We start from the raw sequence: 18,773 nt of genomic DNA on the forward strand, positions 1-18,773 counted from the left end.
ACGATACGAGAATATGGTTATATCTGGCGTGGTGAAGGTAATTCTACCATTGACCAAATATTTTTACCTATTCATAGTTTTGAGTTACTCGAAAACTGGATTTTGGAGAGCGAACGAGACAGTATCATGAGTTTTGGTAGAAAAAATGGTAAAACTTTTTTCAAGGTCAAGAATTTTGTAGGTATAATAGAACTGCAAGATGGAACACAAATAGAGATTTTACCAAAAATAACAGAAGAGATACATATTTTAACTACTCAAAGGGTACTTTTAAAAATGCTTCAAAATGCTGATTACATACCCTTTAAATACAGCCAAAAAGCTAATATAAGTATTCAAAACATCAGTATTTTTGAGATTTTTATAACATCTTTTTTAGAAGAGCTGCAAACACTATTTCAGAAAGGTATCAAATCTGATTATATAGAAGTAGAAGAAAATCAGATTTTTTTGAAGGGAAAAATTAAGTTTAAAGAGCAATTTCAAAAAAATATACTCCATCAAGAACGATTTTTTGTGGTTTATGATGAATATAAAGCAGATATTATACCCAATCGGGTTATAAAAACTACACTTTTATTTTTAGAAAAAGCTACAAGAAATCTAAAAAACAAACAAGAAATTAAAAAATATCACAGTATTTTATCAGAAATTCCTGCCTGTAAACATCTTAAACAAGATTTAGAAGTATGTAAAAACTTGAATCGCTTTTTTAGCCATTATATGCTTGTTTTAGAATGGTGTCAAATATTTCTTCAACATCAAAGTTTTACAAGTTTTTCAGGAAATCATGTTAATTGGGCTATTTTATTTCCTATGGAAAAAGTATTTGAAAGCTACATAGGGAAAATGTTTTATAAATATATTCCCAATAGCTATGATGTTGTATTGCAAGATAAAAAGCATTTTTTATTAGAAACACCAAAGCAGTTTAAACTGATTCCCGATATAGTTGTGTATCAAGAGAATGAAGCAATTTATATTGCTGATGCCAAATGGAAAAAATTGGATTTTACACGCCAAGACTTAGGGATTGTACAAGCCGATTTGTATCAGATGTTTGCTTATGCAAAAAAATACGAAGTAAAAAAACTTATGCTTATTTATCCTGAGATAGAAGAAATATCTCATCAAATCATCCATTGGAAATATGACACATCTTTAGAAATAGACATTGTATTATTTCCAATGGATAAAATTAAATTATCAAATTTTGAAATAGAAAAAGGGTTTATAGAGCAACTATTTGCTATTTAAGATTCTATTTCTCCAAAATAACACATTCTACTCTTCTATTGGTTTTTCTTTCTTCTTCTGTTTCACCTTTTATAAGAGGTCGAGTTCCTCCATACCATTTAAGTTCAATACGTTTACCAGCTATACCTTTATTTACTAAATAATTTTTTACCACATTCACTCTTTTCTTAGAGAGTTTCATATTGCCTTCAGGATTGCCAAAGTAATCTGTATGCCCTTCTAACAAAATTTTAGCTTTCGGATTATCTTGCATGAATTTCAAAAGACTATTCAACTCTGTATAAGAAGAAGGCAATAAAATATCTTCACTGATTCTGAAAATAATATTTTTCAGATTAATAGTCTTGCCCACTTCTACATTGTTAAAGTCGATAGAGGTGTTTTCTTGAGTATTGGTTGTATTAGTAGTTGTTGTGATGGCTGTATTGGTGTTATTTTGTTGAGGTGTTTCTTTTTCAGGGCGTACAACTTTGTATAAATGAGGTTGTTCTACCCAATAAAGCAAAACATTTGTAGAGACATCTAATTTAATAGATTTATTTTGAATATAATAATCAGGAATTTCAGCTTCTTTCTGAATCTGTTTGCCATCAGCCAAATCTACAAAACTATTGTATCTGGAGATAACACCCATCCCAAAACGATTGTATCGGTTTGTAAAACTTGTATTATAAAAGTACATACATTTGCTCACTCTTTCATAACGACTCACTTGCTTCGATTTTTTATCCCAATTTGTTTTCAAAAAAGTTTCTTGATTTTTATACATATTTTTCAATCCACCAACTACATTTTCATAACGCCAGCCCACGTCCAAACCATTATTTTTTCCAAAACGATATAGGTTTTTTATTTTTATCTCCATTTGAGCCTCTAAACTATCTATCAAAGGCTTTACTTTTTCCTTTCTTGTTACAAATTGTGTTGTATCACATTTACTCAAATCATTCATCATACTTTGATAAATAGCCATGGGCTCTTCCATTTGTGCAACGATACTTACAAGAGCTTTTTGTTGATTAGTAGGAGGGTATTTTTTTTTGTAAATAGTTTGTATTTCGGAAAATAAGTTGTCTTTTACGTCATCATATTCCTGAAAAAGAGCCTCATACTCATCAAGTTTTTTAAAAGCTTCAACGAAATTATTGTCTGTAAGAAAAGTCTTGTTTTTACAATAATCTTCAAGGTATACTCCATTTTTGATAAATTTATCTACAATCACTTTCAATTTTGTTAACTTTTCGTTCAGATTTTTTTGATCTTGTGGTTCTAAAATTGAGCTTTTAGCAATACACTCTTCGTAAACAAGTTGGGGTATTTTGTAATCTTTGTAGTTAAATATCTGTTTAAAAACAGAATCGTTTCTGAAAGTTGAAAAATAGCTATTAGGCTCTATTTTTTTTCCATATTTGTATAGTAAATCGCCATTGAAATCTTCCAAGCTCCTGAAAATACTCCACATGCCATGGATGGTTTCATTACAATAATGGATGTACAAATTAAGGCACCTCACTGCTTGATTTCGTTTTTCATTGTTTTGGGCAACAACTTGGGTGCATAACAGAGATAGAATAAAAATAAATGCTTTCATGGGAGATTTAATTTTTTTAGGTAATTTACAGTATTTTAGCTATTTACACAAATAAATATGACTCATATAAAAAGCATTCAACAAGAAGTTATAAGTTTTTTGAAACAATATTACCAAAGCTCTGAGGCAGAAACAATGACATTTTGGCTATTAGAAAAACTTTATCAGGTTTCTCAAACTGATATTTTAATGAACAAAAAAGTGGCTGAAAGTGAGAACTTAATAAAGCAAAAAAATGAGTATTTAGAAAAATTAAAGTATTATGAGCCCATACAGTATGTATTAGGAGAATGTTATTTTTGTAATCGAAAGTTTGAGGTTAATGCATCTGTACTTATTCCACGCCCCGAAACAGAAGAACTTGTAAATTATATTTATGAACAGCATCAAGATAATACTCCTCAAAAAATTTTAGATGTTGGTACAGGAAGTGGATGTATAGCTATTTCCTTAGCACTGAATTTTCCAAGTGCCAATGTTACTGCTATAGATATTTCAGAAAAGGCTCTTGAAACAGCTCAAAAAAATGCTCATAATTTAAAGGCTAGAGTTGATTTTATTAGAACGGATGTGTTAAAGTGGCAGCCTGAAGATATGTGGGACATTATTGTTAGCAATCCACCTTATATCAAAGAAGACGAAAAAAATAGTATGAGAAAAAATGTACTTGATTATGAGCCACATCTAGCACTTTTTGTAGAAAATAATAGCCCTCTTGTATTTTATAAAGCCATAGCTCAAATAGCTCAAAAGTCTTTGAATGATAATGGTTTTCTGTATTTTGAAATTAATGAGGCATTAGGGCAAGAAACAGTTGCTGAGTTAGAAAAAATGTATTTTATAAATATTGAACTTATCAAAGATTTTTATGGAAAAAACCGTTTTGTGAAAGCTCAATATAAATCATCTAAATTCATGTCTAAATAGCGATTAACAGCTCTATAAGAACTAAAAATACTCAATAAAACACCCAGTGTGACTAGAACAATTCCTACAAAAACTAATTGTAAAGGTGTATAAAGTCTTTCTACCTTGATAAAACCAATATTTAGATAAGGGATTATTGTGTAAAGCAATGTAAAAGCTATTAGACTACTCATAAGTCCTTGTATGAATGCTGTTTTGATAAAGGGCTTTCTAATGAAGTTAGCAGTAGCTCCCACCAATTGCATGGTTCTAATAATAAAACGTTGAGAAAATAAAGCTAATTTAATAGTATTATGAATTAAAATAATAACAATAATCATCATGAATAGAGCAAAACCTGAGAGTACAAAGCTAATGGTTGCTACATTGGTATTGACTTGATCAGAAAACTCTTGAGCATATACAACCTCAAAAATTCCAGAAGTAATTTCTAATTCCTTTTTTATTTGTATTAAATTCTCTTTTGAGTAAAACTCTGATTTAATGTGGATTAAGAAGCTATGACGTAGAGGATTTTCTCCAAGCAATGTAACAAAGTCTTCTTGAAGATTTTTGGTAAGCTCTTTGGCTGCTTCATCTTTATGTTTAAAAACAACATCTGGTTTGCCCGAAAATTGTTGCCTGATATACTTTTTCTCTTCCAATACTTGTTTAACTCTAGTAATTTCTTCATTGGTCAAACCACTATCTAGCATGATTTGAACTTCCACATTTTCTTTGACTGCTTTACTAAAATTTAGAATAGCAATAATGAGCATACAAAGTATTCCCAAAGCCATGAGTGCAATGGTAATGCTCAAAATAACACTTGCATAAGGGTAACTACCCAAATTCTTGCTTTTTCGTTGTATAGCTATTGCCATATATTTCAGAAAATAAACAAAGCTATAGTTAGATAACCATAGCCCTATTCTTTTGTATAAAATAAAAATATTTATGCTTCAGCTTCTGTCATTTCTATAGGTATCTTGACAATTTGTTTTAAATCTTCTCCTGTCTGAAGCATATCTTCATCTTCAGAGTCATAATGCCAAAATACTTTTACAACTTTTCCATCTAAATGAAGGCGTTCTAATTTTTTTAAAATACCTAAAATATACATAGAGGAGCTCGTATTGAAATAGTCTAACCTAAAAGCAAATTGAGTTTGCTCTTGTGGTGTTTTACTGTATTCATCAATCCACTGCAATAGGGGCTCATAAAATTGGAAAGAGTTTTCAGGGATTGACCTTCCTGTCAATTCCATTTTTCCGTTAAGAGCATTGAAAAAGACCTTAGGCGTTTTATTAGTATTTTCAATGATGAGGCTTTCCATATAAATAAAGTGATAATTTTATAACTGATGTGTTTAACTTTAAATAATAACTGTATCTTTTACCCTATTAATGACCATGCCCATCATAAATAATACATAATCATTGTCGTATGGGCTAAAGCTATAATTAATTTTATTTTGTGTTCTTCTTGCCATATCAATTAGACCTAAACCAGCCCCTCTACTCATAGATACCTTAGGATTCTCAAGTATGTCCAAATACACTTTCTGTAAATCTTCTTGAGACATGATATTAACATTGTCTATCCTTTTCTTCAATGTTTTCATCCTTTGAGCAGATAAGTAATTTCCTACTGTAATCTCATATTCTTGCTTGGTACATGTAACAACCACAAACGATTCATTTTCAAGAGATTTATCAAGAGATTCTTCTGCGAAGTAATTTAGAATATTTTGGAGTGATTCTACAAGGATATTAACTATTTTTTTTCTAATAGCTAATTTTTCTCCAGCTTCAGTAATGCTCTTTTCTACCAACTTTACCAAAAAGCTTATGGTTTCACCATCCATAGAGCCTTTATAGGTTAGCAAAATTTTTTCATTTTGGATTAATTGGTAGTATCGGTCAATTGCTGACATATCCTTGTGCAGATTAAATCATTCTGAAATATTTGGAAATTTAAGGAAAAAAACAAATTTTTTTCTACTCATTTGCTAAAATTTCTGATATATGTAAGAATTTCGTTGTAATGTTATTTTTTTTAGCGAAAGCCTCTAAATGCATCAAACAAGAAAAATCGGTAGATGTAATATATTCTGCTTGTGTTTGATGAGCACTATTTAATTTTTGCTCTGCCATTGCTGTAGAAATAGCGGGGAATTTTACTGCAAATGTTCCACCAAAACCACAACAAGTTTCACTACCAGCAAGCTCCATCAGTTCAAGGTCTTTTGTATTTTTTAAGAGTCTTCGTGGAGCATCTGTAATCATACATTCACGTAAAGCACTACACGAGTCGTGATATACAACTGTATGAGGAAAACTTGCCGTTTCTATTTTATCAATACCCAATACATCGACCAAAAACTCTGTAAGCTCAAAAGCTCTTGACTGCAAATTATAATAACTATTTTTGTGTTTATCTGTTTTAATAAGTTCATCATAACTATTACGAATCATGCCTATACACGATGCTGAAGGCGAAACTACATAAGCATGCTCATCATAAAAGTCTACTAAAAACTTTTCAGCAACACTGCACGCTTCTTTCCAATAACCAGCATTATAAGCAGGTTGTCCACAACAAGTTTGTTTAGCTTTATAACGTACCCTACAACCTGCTTTTTCTAATACTTTAATAGTAGCCCAACCAATTTCAGGGCGAAGTTGGTCTATAAAACAAGGGATAAATAAATCGACTACGGGAGTATCTTTCATTCTTTATATATATTATCCAAATCCAATGGATGCAAAATAAAAGAAATACTTTGGAATATTGATAACCTATCAGATAAAAAACAAAAAAAACAGCCTGATTAAACCATCAGACTGTTCGTAAATTATTGAATATAACTTTTTAATTTGGCTTTGGTATCTGAAAAATTAAATTCTTCGGCAACCTGCATGAAATTATTGGGGTCAAGTGTTCTGCCATACAAAAACTTTGCACATTCTAATCGATTACTTTCCATTCTAAAAATGCTTATAATATCTCTTGCTTGTTTACTTGTGATACAACGTTTATTGAAAAGCTCTTTCGTTTTTTTGAGTTTAGCCATATCCATTTTTTGATCTTCTAACTCGCTTTTTAAATTGACAAGCTCATCAGCAGAAATAGAAGCAACACATTGAATATTAGCTTTTAACTCTTGTTTGGGTTGAGCATTTTTCTCATTCTTTTCATTTTTTTTTGTGTTTTGTGGAGTATCAGTATCTTTTATACCTGAAGAGTCATTTTCTCTTTTCAGTTTTTTACGATATTCGTCTGTAATACCTGTTTTATCTTTTACATTGAAATCAATATTTTTACTATCCTGACTTTCTGAAAAACTTTGGTCGTTTTTCTCATAATCACTAAGAGTTGTGTCTCCATTATGAATGGTCTGACTCTTTATCGTTGTCCGATTTTCTGTACGGCTACTATTTTCTGACTGCATGCTAATATTGCCTTCACAAGCAGAAAGTGTACAAATAAGTCCAAATAGGTATGTTATTTTCATAAGAAAATGAGTTTAATCGTTGCAAGAAAATATAATTTTTACCATTATTAGAAGATGAGTTTATTAAATAAGCAAACTATTTTACAAAAGAAGCGTTTTGTTATAGGAAACCTTTTACTAATATCATGAATGCATTAGCCAATGAAACCAGTCCATATTTATTGCAACACGCCCATAATCCAGTTCAATGGTATCCATGGGGCAAAGAAGCTCTTGAAAAAGCTCAAAAAGAACACAAACCAATTATTGTAAGTATTGGCTACTCTGCTTGTCATTGGTGCCATGTGATGGAGCGAGAAAGTTTTGAAAATACAGAAGTGGCAGACTTGATGAACGAATATTTCGTGTGTATTAAAGTAGATAGAGAGGAACGCCCAGATGTAGATGCGATTTACATGGATGCCTTACAAGCAATGGGCTTAAGAGGTGGTTGGCCTCTCAATGTCTTTTTAATGCCTGATCAACGCCCATTTTATGGAGGAACATACTTCCCTATTTTACAATGGAAACAACTTTTAGAAAATATTGGACAAGCTTTTACCAGTCATTACGAAGAACTGTCTAACTCTGCAAATGAATTTGCTCAAAATATTTCAATTAGCGAAATTCAAAAATATGGTTTATTACCTAATCAAGCTACTAATACTTTAGAAGAGCTTCATACAATGTATCAGAACCTTTCTAAAGATTTTGATAAAATACATGGAGGGATGGCAAAAGCACCAAAATTCCCTATGCCAAGTATTTGGCGTTTTTTGTTACAATACGCTTATATTGCCAAAAATCAGGAGGCAAAAGAACATTTGGAAATAACTCTTCAAAAAATAGCATTTGGAGGTATTTATGATCAAATAGGTGGAGGTTTTGCCAGATACTCTGTGGATGGAGAGTGGTTTTGCCCACATTTTGAAAAAATGCTTTATGACAATGCACAGTTACTCACTCTTTACTCTGAGGCATATAGTTTCACTAAAAATCCTATTTATAAAGAGGTTGCTTATGAAATTATTGAATTTGTAAAGAGAGAGTTAAAAAGCTCTGAAGGAGGCTTTTACTCTGCTTTGGATGCAGACAGTGAAGGAGAAGAAGGAAAGTTTTATATTTGGAAAAAACGTCATTTAGAAGAAATTTTAGGAGAGGATACCGAATTGTTTTGTAAATATTATAACATAACAAATACTGGAAATTGGGAATTTGGAAACAATATCTTGTATAAAAACCAAACGGATGAAAATTTTGCACAAGAAAATAATATAAGTATAAATATTTTGAAGGAAAAGGTACATGCTTGGAAAAATACATTGCTTTCTTATAGAGAAAAACGAGTACATCCAGGATTAGATGATAAAATTCTTACAGGATGGAATGGTTTGATGCTCAAAGGAATAGTAGATGCTTATAAAGTATTTGGAGAAAAAGAGTTTTTAGATTTAGCAGAAGAAAATGTAAGTTTTTTAATGAGTAACATGACATCCTCACAAGGATTCTTATGGCGAACTTATAAAAATGGTACTGCCAAAATACAAGCTTATTTAGAAGATTATGCAAGTGTTATAGAAGGGTTGTTAGCTTTGTATCAGGTTTCTTTTAAATCAAAATATTATGAATTTGCTCGAGATTTGATAGAATATACCATCAAAAATTTTTATGATGAAAAAGAAGAAATGTTTTTCTTTACTGATGAAAATAGCGAAGGGTTAATAGCCAGAAAGAAAGAGATTTTTGATAATGTAATTTCTAGTTCAAACTCTATTATGGCTCAAAATTTATATTTTGCAGGAATATTATTTGACAACGAACAATACAAACATATAGCCAACCAAATGCTTTCTCGACTTAAAAGAGTATTGTCTATTCAGGTAGAATATGCAACTAATTGGGCTTGGTTATATGCACATAGTCTTATTCCTACAACTGAAATCGTAATTGTCGGGGAAGATTTAGAATTATTTAGAAAAGAATTAGAACAGTATTTCTATCCCAATAAAATTTTAGTAGGTTCTAAAAATGAAAGCTCTGCATTGCCTATTTTGGAGCATAGAACAGCTATCAATGGAAAAACTACATTGTATGTTTGTTTTGATAAAACGTGTCAATTACCTACTTTTAATGTGAAAGACACAATGAAGCAATTAAATTTTTAAAAAAACTATTAATATTTTTTATAAAATGGCTTGGTATAAACAAACTAATATTCGTAAACAAGTATTTGGTGTATTTACAGGGGTTGTCATTATCATTATGATCGTTTCTTTGGTCGGGATTACAGGGATAAACCGTATGGCTGAAGATGTAAATGCTTTGTATTATGATAGGCTTTATCCTGCTGTTGAGATGGCTCAAATTACAGAAAAACTCTATGAAAATAGACTTTTTCTTGAAGAAAACCTGAACACAGAAGAGTTAGAAACCCAACAAGAACTTATTATGGGTATTACTAAAAACAATAAAAAAATAGATTCCCTTATCTCAAAATATGCAGAAAGTCATTTGGTTGATGATGAAAATAAAAATTTACTGATTTATAGAACAGAAATTTCTAAATACAGACATCTAGAAAAAGAAATTATAATGCTTTCTAAAACAGATGTAGAAGGAGCGAAAATGTTGTTTTCTAGAGAATCGTCTGAAGAGTTTAGAAATATGATAGAACCTATTCATAAAATGACAAATATCCAACTTAAAATAGGACAGGAGCTGAGAGAAGACTCATTATCAGAGGCAAAAGGTATTAGACTTGCCTTGTATCTTTCTATGGGTATTATTTTGGTTTTATTTATCGTGCTGGCAGGTTGGTTAGGTTTTGTATATATGAATCAAGGATAGAAATGAAAACATTTGATAAACAAATCTTAGAAAAATCCCGCTACATTGCTGATAAAAAAGCAGATATGTTGGTGATAGAGCTCTTGAAAAAGTATTCACGCCAAGAAATTCACTTACTAATGCAATGGTTGAACGGTTCTACTGATAAACAACCTATATTGAAAGAGATAGATGATAGTCTTATCTCTTTTTTTAGTGAAACAACAATACCTTTGTGGGCTGATTTCTCAAAAATAAAAAATGGCTCATCTTTCTATAAAAAACATGAAAAAGTTGTTTTGTTTCTACTAGGAACACTATCTCTTCCATACTGTTATGCTGCTCAAAAGGGTGTACAAGTTTTGTATTTATCTCAAAGACTCAAGAATGATACTTTCAAACGTTTACAAGAAACGGGAGAATTTGTTATAAAAGTGAGCCAGTTTGATGAAAAAAATATAACTGAATGGAAAGAAAATATTTTGAAAATCAGAGTTTTACATGCTATAGCTCGTTATTATGTTCAAGATAAACAGTTATGGAATTCTGATTGGGGAATGCCTATCAATCAAGAAGATATGGCTGGTACCAATCTTAGTTTTTCGTATGTAGTCTTGAGGGGAATGAGAAAATTAGGTATAGAATTCACACAAACTGAAGCTGAAAGTTTTTTGCATCTTTGGAATGTAATTGGGGCTTTACTAGGTGTAGATGAAAAACTCTTACCCAACACCATGCAAGAAGCATATTGGTTAGATAAAATGATTGTTGAAAAAGAGTTTAGGCCAAGTCTTGAAGGAAAAGAGCTTACGAAAGCTCTTATTAATGTATATAAAAAACAAAACACAATCAGTTGGATTTCTAATTATCTCATAGACCAAATGCGTTTCCTATTAGGCAAAAATATTGCTGATATACTGGATTTGCCACTCTCTAAAGTGACTAATCCTACTTCATTAAGAGTATCTTTCAATTTTTTTTCTAATGTATTTCTTTCAAATACTCGCTCAAAATAATAAATGATATAATTATGAAATATCTTATAGGAATACTCACTTTTATCAGTTATTTAGAATCTTTTTCACAAAAAAAAACGGATATAGTTGGTGTTTATCATGAAGCTGGTATAGCTGGAGATGGTGGAGGAGGGGTAAATTATTATATTTTAGAAAATAATAATTTTATTATTCTAGCCTATGCAACTGTTATTTATGGAAAATGGGAAGTGAAAGACAATCATACACTAACATTATATCCTAATATAACCCCTTCATTTAAAATCTATGGTAGATATAACCCTAATATAAAAGAAGAAGCGAAAATAATGTTTCAAAATTTTGAGACAGGAAATACTTTTATACAAATAAATGGTAAAGAGGAGTTTATGCCTGTTTTCAATGAAGATGCAAATTGTGTTTCTTATCCAAGTGTAGCCAATTTTTCTAAAAAAATTGAATCTATTGCATTAGCTATGAACTTATCTTACCAAGATTCTATGAAAGAAGAGTATAAATTTCAAGTACATGATAATTATAATGATTTTGTAGCAATATACCATTCTAATAAAGACACTTACCGCCCATTTATTTTTGAAGTAACACCAAAAGGCTTAACTTCTAATCGAGGTAAATTAATGAAAAAAATGTCTTTAAAAACTATAGAGGAAGAAGAAAAAAAGTACATTACAGAAATACAACAATCTTTTGAAGCTGGCCGAAATTATTTATACAGCAACCATCTATACAATTTTTTTGATAAATATGATATAGAAATTGATAAACGATATATATTCGATAAGAATAAAAATGCTTACTATGATAAATTGAATTATAAGCAAAATGAAGAAAATGGAGAAAAAGACTATAATAGAGATACCTTTTTGTATAAATACTTAGAATTACCTTGTATTGAGAAAGTTAAAAAACAAATTAATATTACAAAGCAAACATTATTTTATGCAACTTGTAAATAAGTTGTATAAAAAAAGCTCTCTTCTGAGAGCTTTTTTTATTTCTTTCTAAAAAACAACTGCAAAGGAACACCTTCAAAATCAAAGTGTTTACGAAGTTGGTTTTCTAAATATCTTTGATAAGCCTCTTGTACATACTGAGGTAAATTACAAAAAAATGCAAAAGTAGGTGTATGTGTAGGTAATTGAGTTACATATTTTATTTTCACATATTTGCCTTTGATAAATGGTGGTGGATATTTTTCAATCACTTCCAACATAACTTCGTTGAGTTGCGAAGTAGAAATACGTTTTTTACGATTTTCATATACTTCTACAGCTCTTTCTACAGCTTGGAAAATTCGCTTTTTCTCTAATACAGACGTAAAAATAATAGGAATATAGTCCATAGGAGCTAATTTCTTACGAATAGCATCCTCAAATAATTTGGCTGTTTTGGTATCTTTCTGAACTAAATCCCATTTATTTACCATCAAAATCATTCCTTTTTTAGATTTTTCGGCAAGTCTTAAAATGTTTACATCCTGAGACTCAAGTCCTTGTGTAGCATCAATAAGCATGATACACACATCACACTGTTCAAGACTTCTCAAAGAACGCATCACAGAATAAAACTCAATGCTATCCCTTACTTTTGTCTTTTTGCGTAAGCCAGCTGTATCTGTAAGAATAAACTCTTTTTCAAAAAGGTTGTAATGTGTGTCTATGGAGTCACGAGTAGTGCCTGCAACATCTGTTACGATACTTCTATTTTCACCAACTAAAGCATTTAAGAACGAAGATTTACCAACATTGGGGCGTCCAAGTATAGCAAAACGAGGCAAACCTTCAAACGGATTTTCAGGAGCATCTTCTTCAAAGTGAGTAATGACGGCATCCAATAAATCCCCTGTACCACTGCCACTTTCAGCAGCAATCGGAAAAATATTATCTAATCCTAACTCATAAAACTCGTGAGCTTGATTATTTCTATCAAAAGTTTCAGCTTTGTTGGCAACTACATATACAGGTTTTTTAGAACGGCGTAGAATTTTAGCAAATTCTTTATCCAAAGGGTGTAAACCCTCCATAGTATCTACTACAAATAGAATTACATTTGCTTCTTCAATGGCAATGGTTACTTGTTTTCTGATGGCATCTTCAAATAAATCATCAGAGCCGACTACATATCCGCCTGTATCTATTACTGTAAAATTTTTACCGAGCCATTCTGCGAGTCCATAGTGTCTATCACGAGTTACACCTGCTTGGTCATCAGTAATAGCATCTTTGGATTCAGTCAGTCTGTTAAAAAGTGTGGATTTCCCTACGTTTGGGCGTCCAACAATGGCTACAATATTCGACATACTCTTTGTGTTTTAAGACAGCAAATTTATAAAATTTATTAGACTTCATGAGAAAACTTGCAAAATGAATACTTATTTTTTTGCTTTCTTTGTGGTTATAGGCTTAGGCTCACCCCTAAAAGCAGTAGCACCTACAACCGAAACTAAGAACAAAAGCATCATTTTAGCAGCGGATTCTTTGAACAAATATTGCCCAATAGTCAGACTTTTATATGAATTCATGAGGCTTTCATAATCTTTTTCTGTTTTAAGTCTAGCTATCCAAAGTTTTTTATTGGTAATGAGCTCTGTAATCCAGTCTTGTATATAAATATCCAAAATATTATGATTGATACCATAAGTAATTAGCACCACCAAATTAAGTGATAAAAGCATCGTAAAACTTACCAGTGCTCCAAGTACCATACCTTCCTGAAAAATAAGCGTTTTGTTATTGACCTTGAGTTTGTAGTACAGCATAGCCCATACAGGAAATCCTAAGAAAAAAAGCCAGTCAAAGCCTTTGGGTACACTATTGAGAGGGTTTTTGTAAAATAGCATTATCAATGTAAGAAATAATGCAACAGAAAAGCTACTGACTAATGCAGTAGCTATCAGAGTTCTAAAGAATGTTTGTTTCATTTAATTGTTAAATATGAGCTAAAACAGATTCAAAAAATGCTCTTCCATCTGTATTTCCTAAAAGAGTATTGGCTGCTCTTTCAGGGTGAGGCATCATTCCAAAAACGTTTTTTGTTGCATTACAAATACCAGCAATGTTTTCTAAAGAACCATTGGGGTTGGATTCATCAGAAATATTACCGTTCTCATCACAATAACGGAATAATACTTGCCCATTATCATTGATGCGTTTAATTACATCTTTAGGTGCATAATATCTGCCTTCTCCATGAGCAATAGGGATTTTATAAGCTTTTTTAGGAGATAAATCTTTGGTAATAATTGAATCTTTTGTTTGTGGTCTTAAGTAAATATTTTTACAAACATATTTCTGATTTGTATTGCGTAACAAAACGCCATCCACTAAACCAGCTTCTGCTAAAATCTGAAAACCATTGCAAATACCCATGACGTATCCTCCTTTTTCAGCATGACGTACCACTTCATTCATAATAGGTGAGAAACGAGCTACAGCACCTGTACGTAGGTAATCACCATATGAAAAACCACCAGGTAATACTATAAAATCGCAACCATCTAAAGAAGTCTGTTTATGCCATAGTTTTACCACTTTTTGCCCCATGAGGTCTTTGAGGGTATAAACCATGTCTTCATCACAATTAGAACCAGGGAATACAATTACACCAAATTTCATGATTTGAGAGAGTTTGAACGTGGACGTAAAATAACAAATTCTAACCCACAAATTGAAATATTTATTTTAGAAAATCTGAAAACCTTTTAAAACCATTCTATACTTTTTATGAAAGATTATGATTGTTTGGTATTTTTTTTGTTGTTATAAATTATCTTATTTATCATAACTATGACCTCTCCAACTGATTTAAAAATTAAAAAAGAAAGCCCTATTTACTATAAAGATACATTATTCTTGGTAGGTTTAGGGCTTCTTCTATTATGTGCTGCTGCGTTGCTTATTCCAGAACGTTCCAATGACCGAAATATTTTTCGACCAGTCATGTCCAATTACATTTTAGGGATTTATGTAACAATGGTTGGATATGGCATTGCATTAGTTTCTAAATACAAATTTCGTTTAGGAAGAATTCCCCAAGAATATATTTTTCTGTGGGCTTCTATTGCCACTATCAGTTGTTTCGCTCTTAATATAGATATTAGAGTTTTTGAAGAATTGGAAGATTGGGCGGGCTATTATACATTTGGAGCTGTTGTGAGTTGTATTTTATATGCTTTTCGGTCATTGTTGCCAAAATCTATTCAATATATCTTGTATGCTTGTATGGGTGCAGGTTCACTTATGTTCTTTTATTTTGCATTTTATTTATTACCCTTTTATCCAATGTCTTTGGCTGGTTTTTGGGTAATGGGACTTTCTTTGCATACTTTCGTACCATTGGGACTTTCTTTGCAAGTATTTTTGGTCGGATACAAAGCCTATAAAAACAATCAAAAAGGGCTTGCCTATACAATGGCTGGAGGCTTTGTATTGCCTTTTGTGGTATTTATAGTTTTTGTAAGTATGTTTGCTATGAAATATAGTCAGATTGCTAAAATTAGTAATCAACAATTTGTAAAAAATACCTTAGAGCCCAAAGATGATAAACCTATTTGGATAAAAATTGCTCAGAGACTAAATAATGACTGGTTTACAGAACAAGCTCTCAAAAAAGATTTCTTTTTTGTAAGACAAGATTGGGGCAGAGGATTTTCTTTAGACTTTTCTGATGGTTTTGAAAGAAAACACAACCCTATTTTGGTTATTTTAGACCTTATAACTACCAAACATGCCTTAGATGAACATGAAAGCCGTAAAATTTTAGAAGCTATTCATGATAAAAGACATCATACAGAACAACGTCTTTGGACAGGAGAAAATCTATATACTAATCAAATTGTAACACAAGTAGAGCTTTATCCAGAATATAGACTTGCTTACACAGAAAAAACATTTCAAATAGAAAATAGACTCGAAGATAACTTTCGCTCATCGACAGAAGAAGCTCTCTATACATTTTATTTACCTGAAGGTGGCGTAGTTACATCTCTTTCTTTGTGGATTAATGGAAAAGAAGAAAAAGGATATTTAACCTCTAAAAGCAAAGCCGACTCAGCTTACAAAGCTATTGTAGGAGTAGAGGTCAGAGACCCTGCTTTGGTGCATTGGCAAGAAGGAAATAGCGTTACTGTGCGTGTTTTCCCTTGTACACCTGAGCAAAAAAGACAATTTAAGATAGGTGTTACAGCACCTCTTAAAAAAACAGATAAAGGTTTGGTCTATCAAAGTCTTTATTTTAAAGGAACAAAATTAAATGATACACAAGAATTTATTAGAATTATCAATGGTAAAAATTTTGTTCAAAATGCATCTTTCTTGAAATCTGAGGGACAAAATTTAGAATACGAAGGAGATTTTAAAGGTTTTTGGGAATTAGAAATCCCTGAAAAACCCCTTAAAGCAACACAATTTGTGTTTAATGGAAAAAGCTATGAATTAAGTCCCTATCAAACACAATTTGTAAAACAGACCATTACTGATGTATACTTAGATATCAATGCTTTATGGACAGAAAAAGAGTATGAAGCTATTCTTGAAGGAACGAAGGGAAAAAGAGTTTTCGTATTAAATCCTAATCCTATACAAATAACTTCCCAAAATGCTGAAAGTATATTTGAGAGCCTTCAAAAAGATAAATTTAGCATGTTTGCTTTTCATAAGTTGCCTCATACAGAAAACGTTTTAGTGATTGGCAAATCGGGAGTTATATCACCTAACATCAATGATGTAAAAAAAGATGAATTTGGTAAAAATCTAAAAGAGTTTTTAGGAGACTTGAAACAACCTATTCGTTATTGGAATTTAGATACTGAACTGACCCCATACCTCAAAACACTAAAAGAATTACGTGTTTTGGTTATAGAACAAAATGATTTAAATGGGTTTATTAAACAGTTGAAAAATGAAGAAGTGGCTCAATATCAGGAAAATGAACAAACTGTAGTTTTGGAAAATGCTCAAATGAAAATCACAGAAAAAAATGCAGATACGACACAAAAAGTAGTTTCCGATGCCCCTGATCATCTACTCCGACTTTTTGCCTACAATGATTTGATGCGAAAAATTGGTAAGGATTTTTTTATTGAAAAACATATTAAAGAAGATTTGTTAAAACAAGCTCAGACAGCCTATATTGTATCTCCACTTTCTAGTTTGATAGTTTTAGAAACACAAGAAGACTACAAACGTTTTGATATTCAGAAAAGTAAGAATAGTTTAGAAAATGCGAGCCTCAAAAATGCTGGTGCTGTACCAGAACCTCATGAATGGGCTTTGATAATTATTTTGGTGTTGAGTGTTTGGTTTTTCTATAGAAAAGGGTTTAAACTGTAACCAATTAAATACTTGAACACATTGAATCTTTCCCTTTCCCCAAAATATAAAATCCAATGGATATTTTTATTGCTTTGGGGAATATTGGGCATATATGCCTATTTCAATCAAATTCTTTTAGTATCTAACATATCTATTGTTGTTTTGTGTATAGCTCCTTTAGGGCTTACTACTCAAACTAAAACTTCATACCGATATGCCCCCATCGTTATATTTTTTGCCATATTAGGTGTAATTCTTCAGGTTCGTACATTCTTTTATTTTGCATGGGTATTTACTGGCATTTTGTGGATAGAAACATTTTTAGGAAAAACTAGTAAACTATGGTTTCTATTGCCTTTTATAGCTTCTCCAGTCTTCGACTACTTATTTTCGGTTTGGAGTTTTCCTTTAAAAATAGGGATTTCAGAAGTTACAGCCATAGCTTTTAATAATTTAGGTTTAAAAGCATTTGCAGAAGGTAATGTAGTCATTTTGAGAGGAAAACATTTTACAGTAGATGATGCTTGTATGGGTTTAAAGCTTTTTTCACTTGCTTATCTCTTTAGTTGGATATTACTTGCTCTTATTGAAAAAAAACTACAAAAAGAGCTATCATGGGTGTTCTTATCTAGTATTTTTATAGGAGTATTCTTCTTAAATATTTTTGCCAATTTTGTTAGAATATTGTTGTTAGTGTTCTTTCAGATTCCTCCAGAAAACTCTTTACATGAATGGATAGGAATAGCCTCTGTACTCGTTTACATCATATTGCCTATTGGAATCTTTATAAAATGGTTTTTTAGAAAAGAAAAACTTGTATATCAGGAGTTTATTAATAAATTTTCTGCAACTTCAAGGAAGCAATATGTTGTGTTTGGAGGTGTTTTTCTTATAGTACTTCTCATGTCTTTTTTATTAAAGAGGCATGAGAACATTTTGATAAAGCATCAAAATATTGTTTTACAAATTCCTTTATTACAAAAAAAAGAACTCCCTAATGATATTATTCAATTTAATAATGATAAGATTTTAGTTTACCAGAAACTCCTAAAAAACTTTTATAGTATAGAACATAGCCCTCTTATATGTTGGAAAGGAAGTGGTTACACCTTTGAGCAAGTCAAAAAAAGTAAAATAAATAATACAGAAATTTGGCTGGGTGTTCTTAGAAAGGATAATTCCCAACTATACACAGCTTGGTGGATGGATAATGGAGAAAAACAGTCTATACATTTATGGGATTGGCGTTGGCAATGGCTCAAAACAGGAAAACCTTATTATTTGCTCAATATTACAGCTAATAACGAAAAAGAATTGATAGGTTTTATAGAAAAATGGATGAAAAAATAGTATTTTTCATCAAAACATAG

The 18,773-nt window shown here is 31.2% G+C and carries 15 protein-coding genes and 2 pseudogenes; 8 read left to right on the forward strand and 9 right to left on the reverse strand.

Annotated features, from left to right (window positions below):
- Positions 1-165 precede the first annotated feature (165 nt).
- Positions 166-1,128: pseudogene (locus tag AD998_02725) on the forward strand (hypothetical protein).
- 133 nt (positions 1,129-1,261) lie between these two features.
- Here AD998_02725 and AD998_02730 read toward each other — a convergent pair.
- Positions 1,262-2,719 carry a hypothetical protein gene (locus AD998_02730; GenBank protein ID KOY85210.1) on the reverse strand — a complete coding sequence of 486 codons (1,458 nt, stop codon included), beginning with the start codon at positions 2,717-2,719 and terminating at the stop codon, positions 1,262-1,264.
- Between the two features lie 195 nt (positions 2,720-2,914).
- On the opposite strand from AD998_02730, the gene AD998_02735 reads away from it, so the two are divergent.
- Entirely contained in the window at positions 2,915-3,775 is an 861-nt protein-coding gene (locus AD998_02735; GenBank protein KOY88021.1) for a hypothetical protein, read from the forward strand.
- Here the strand turns inward: AD998_02735 and AD998_02740 are convergent.
- The 5 genes from AD998_02740 to AD998_02760 form a co-directional block, all read right to left on the reverse strand.
- The gene (locus AD998_02740; protein ID KOY85211.1) at positions 3,742-4,638 is read right to left on the reverse strand and encodes a hypothetical protein; all 897 of its coding nucleotides are present in this window, start codon (positions 4,636-4,638) and stop codon (positions 3,742-3,744) included. The two genes, AD998_02735 and AD998_02740, sit on opposite strands and share 34 nt — an antisense overlap.
- 71 nt (positions 4,639-4,709) lie before the next feature.
- Positions 4,710-5,090 carry a nuclear pore complex subunit gene (locus AD998_02745; protein KOY85212.1) on the reverse strand — a complete coding sequence of 127 codons (381 nt, stop codon included), beginning with the start codon at positions 5,088-5,090 and terminating at the stop codon, positions 4,710-4,712.
- A gap of 39 nt (positions 5,091-5,129) precedes the next feature.
- Positions 5,130-5,690, reverse strand: a complete 561-nt coding sequence (locus tag AD998_02750) for a hypothetical protein (protein ID KOY85213.1) — start codon at positions 5,688-5,690, stop codon at positions 5,130-5,132.
- 64 nt (positions 5,691-5,754) lie between these two features.
- A complete protein-coding gene (locus AD998_02755; GenBank protein KOY85214.1) occupies positions 5,755-6,489 on the reverse strand; it encodes a Fe-S oxidoreductase in 735 nt (244 codons plus the stop codon).
- Between the two features lie 122 nt (positions 6,490-6,611).
- Positions 6,612-7,271, reverse strand: coding sequence for a hypothetical protein (locus AD998_02760; protein ID KOY85215.1), 660 nt, complete (start codon positions 7,269-7,271; stop codon positions 6,612-6,614).
- A 125-nt stretch (positions 7,272-7,396) separates the two neighbouring features.
- Between AD998_02760 and AD998_02765 the strand changes: the two genes are divergently transcribed.
- The 4 genes and pseudogenes from AD998_02765 to AD998_02780 all read left to right on the forward strand — a co-directional run bounded on the left by AD998_02765 (position 7,397) and on the right by AD998_02780 (position 12,048).
- Complete coding sequence (locus tag AD998_02765) at positions 7,397-9,415, forward strand: thioredoxin (GenBank protein ID KOY85216.1); 2,019 nt, start codon at positions 7,397-7,399, stop codon at positions 9,413-9,415.
- 25 nt (positions 9,416-9,440) lie between these two features.
- Complete coding sequence (locus AD998_02770; protein ID KOY85217.1) at positions 9,441-10,097, forward strand: hypothetical protein; 657 nt, start codon at positions 9,441-9,443, stop codon at positions 10,095-10,097.
- Positions 10,098-10,099: 2 nt separating this feature from the next.
- Positions 10,100-10,900, forward strand: a pseudogene (locus tag AD998_02775) (hypothetical protein).
- Between the two features lie 206 nt (positions 10,901-11,106).
- Positions 11,107-12,048, forward strand: coding sequence for a hypothetical protein (locus AD998_02780; GenBank protein KOY85218.1), 942 nt, complete (start codon positions 11,107-11,109; stop codon positions 12,046-12,048).
- Between the two features lie 35 nt (positions 12,049-12,083).
- On the opposite strand, the gene AD998_02785 is transcribed toward AD998_02780, so the two are convergent.
- The 3 genes from AD998_02785 to AD998_02795 all read right to left on the reverse strand — a co-directional run bounded on the left by AD998_02785 (position 12,084) and on the right by AD998_02795 (position 14,706).
- A complete protein-coding gene (locus tag AD998_02785; GenBank protein ID KOY85219.1) occupies positions 12,084-13,391 on the reverse strand; it encodes a GTP-binding protein Der in 1,308 nt (435 codons plus the stop codon).
- Between the two features lie 72 nt (positions 13,392-13,463).
- Positions 13,464-14,012, reverse strand: a complete 549-nt coding sequence (locus AD998_02790) for a hypothetical protein (protein KOY85220.1) — start codon at positions 14,010-14,012, stop codon at positions 13,464-13,466.
- A 7-nt stretch (positions 14,013-14,019) separates the two neighbouring features.
- A complete protein-coding gene (locus tag AD998_02795) occupies positions 14,020-14,706 on the reverse strand; it encodes a phosphoribosylformylglycinamidine synthase (GenBank protein KOY85221.1) in 687 nt (228 codons plus the stop codon).
- 171 nt (positions 14,707-14,877) lie between these two features.
- Here AD998_02795 and AD998_02800 point away from each other — a divergent pair, with 171 nt between their 5' ends.
- Together AD998_02800 and AD998_02805 are read left to right on the forward strand one after the other, a co-directional pair.
- The gene (locus AD998_02800) at positions 14,878-17,421 is read left to right on the forward strand and encodes a hypothetical protein (protein ID KOY85222.1); all 2,544 of its coding nucleotides are present in this window, start codon (positions 14,878-14,880) and stop codon (positions 17,419-17,421) included.
- A gap of 69 nt (positions 17,422-17,490) precedes the next feature.
- Positions 17,491-18,753 carry a hypothetical protein gene (locus AD998_02805; protein KOY85223.1) on the forward strand — a complete coding sequence of 421 codons (1,263 nt, stop codon included), beginning with the start codon at positions 17,491-17,493 and terminating at the stop codon, positions 18,751-18,753.
- Positions 18,754-18,773: the final 20 nt, after the last annotated feature.

The organism is bacterium 336/3, assembly GCA_001281695.1.
Taxonomy (GTDB): Bacteria; Bacteroidota; Bacteroidia; order Cytophagales; family Thermonemataceae; genus Raineya.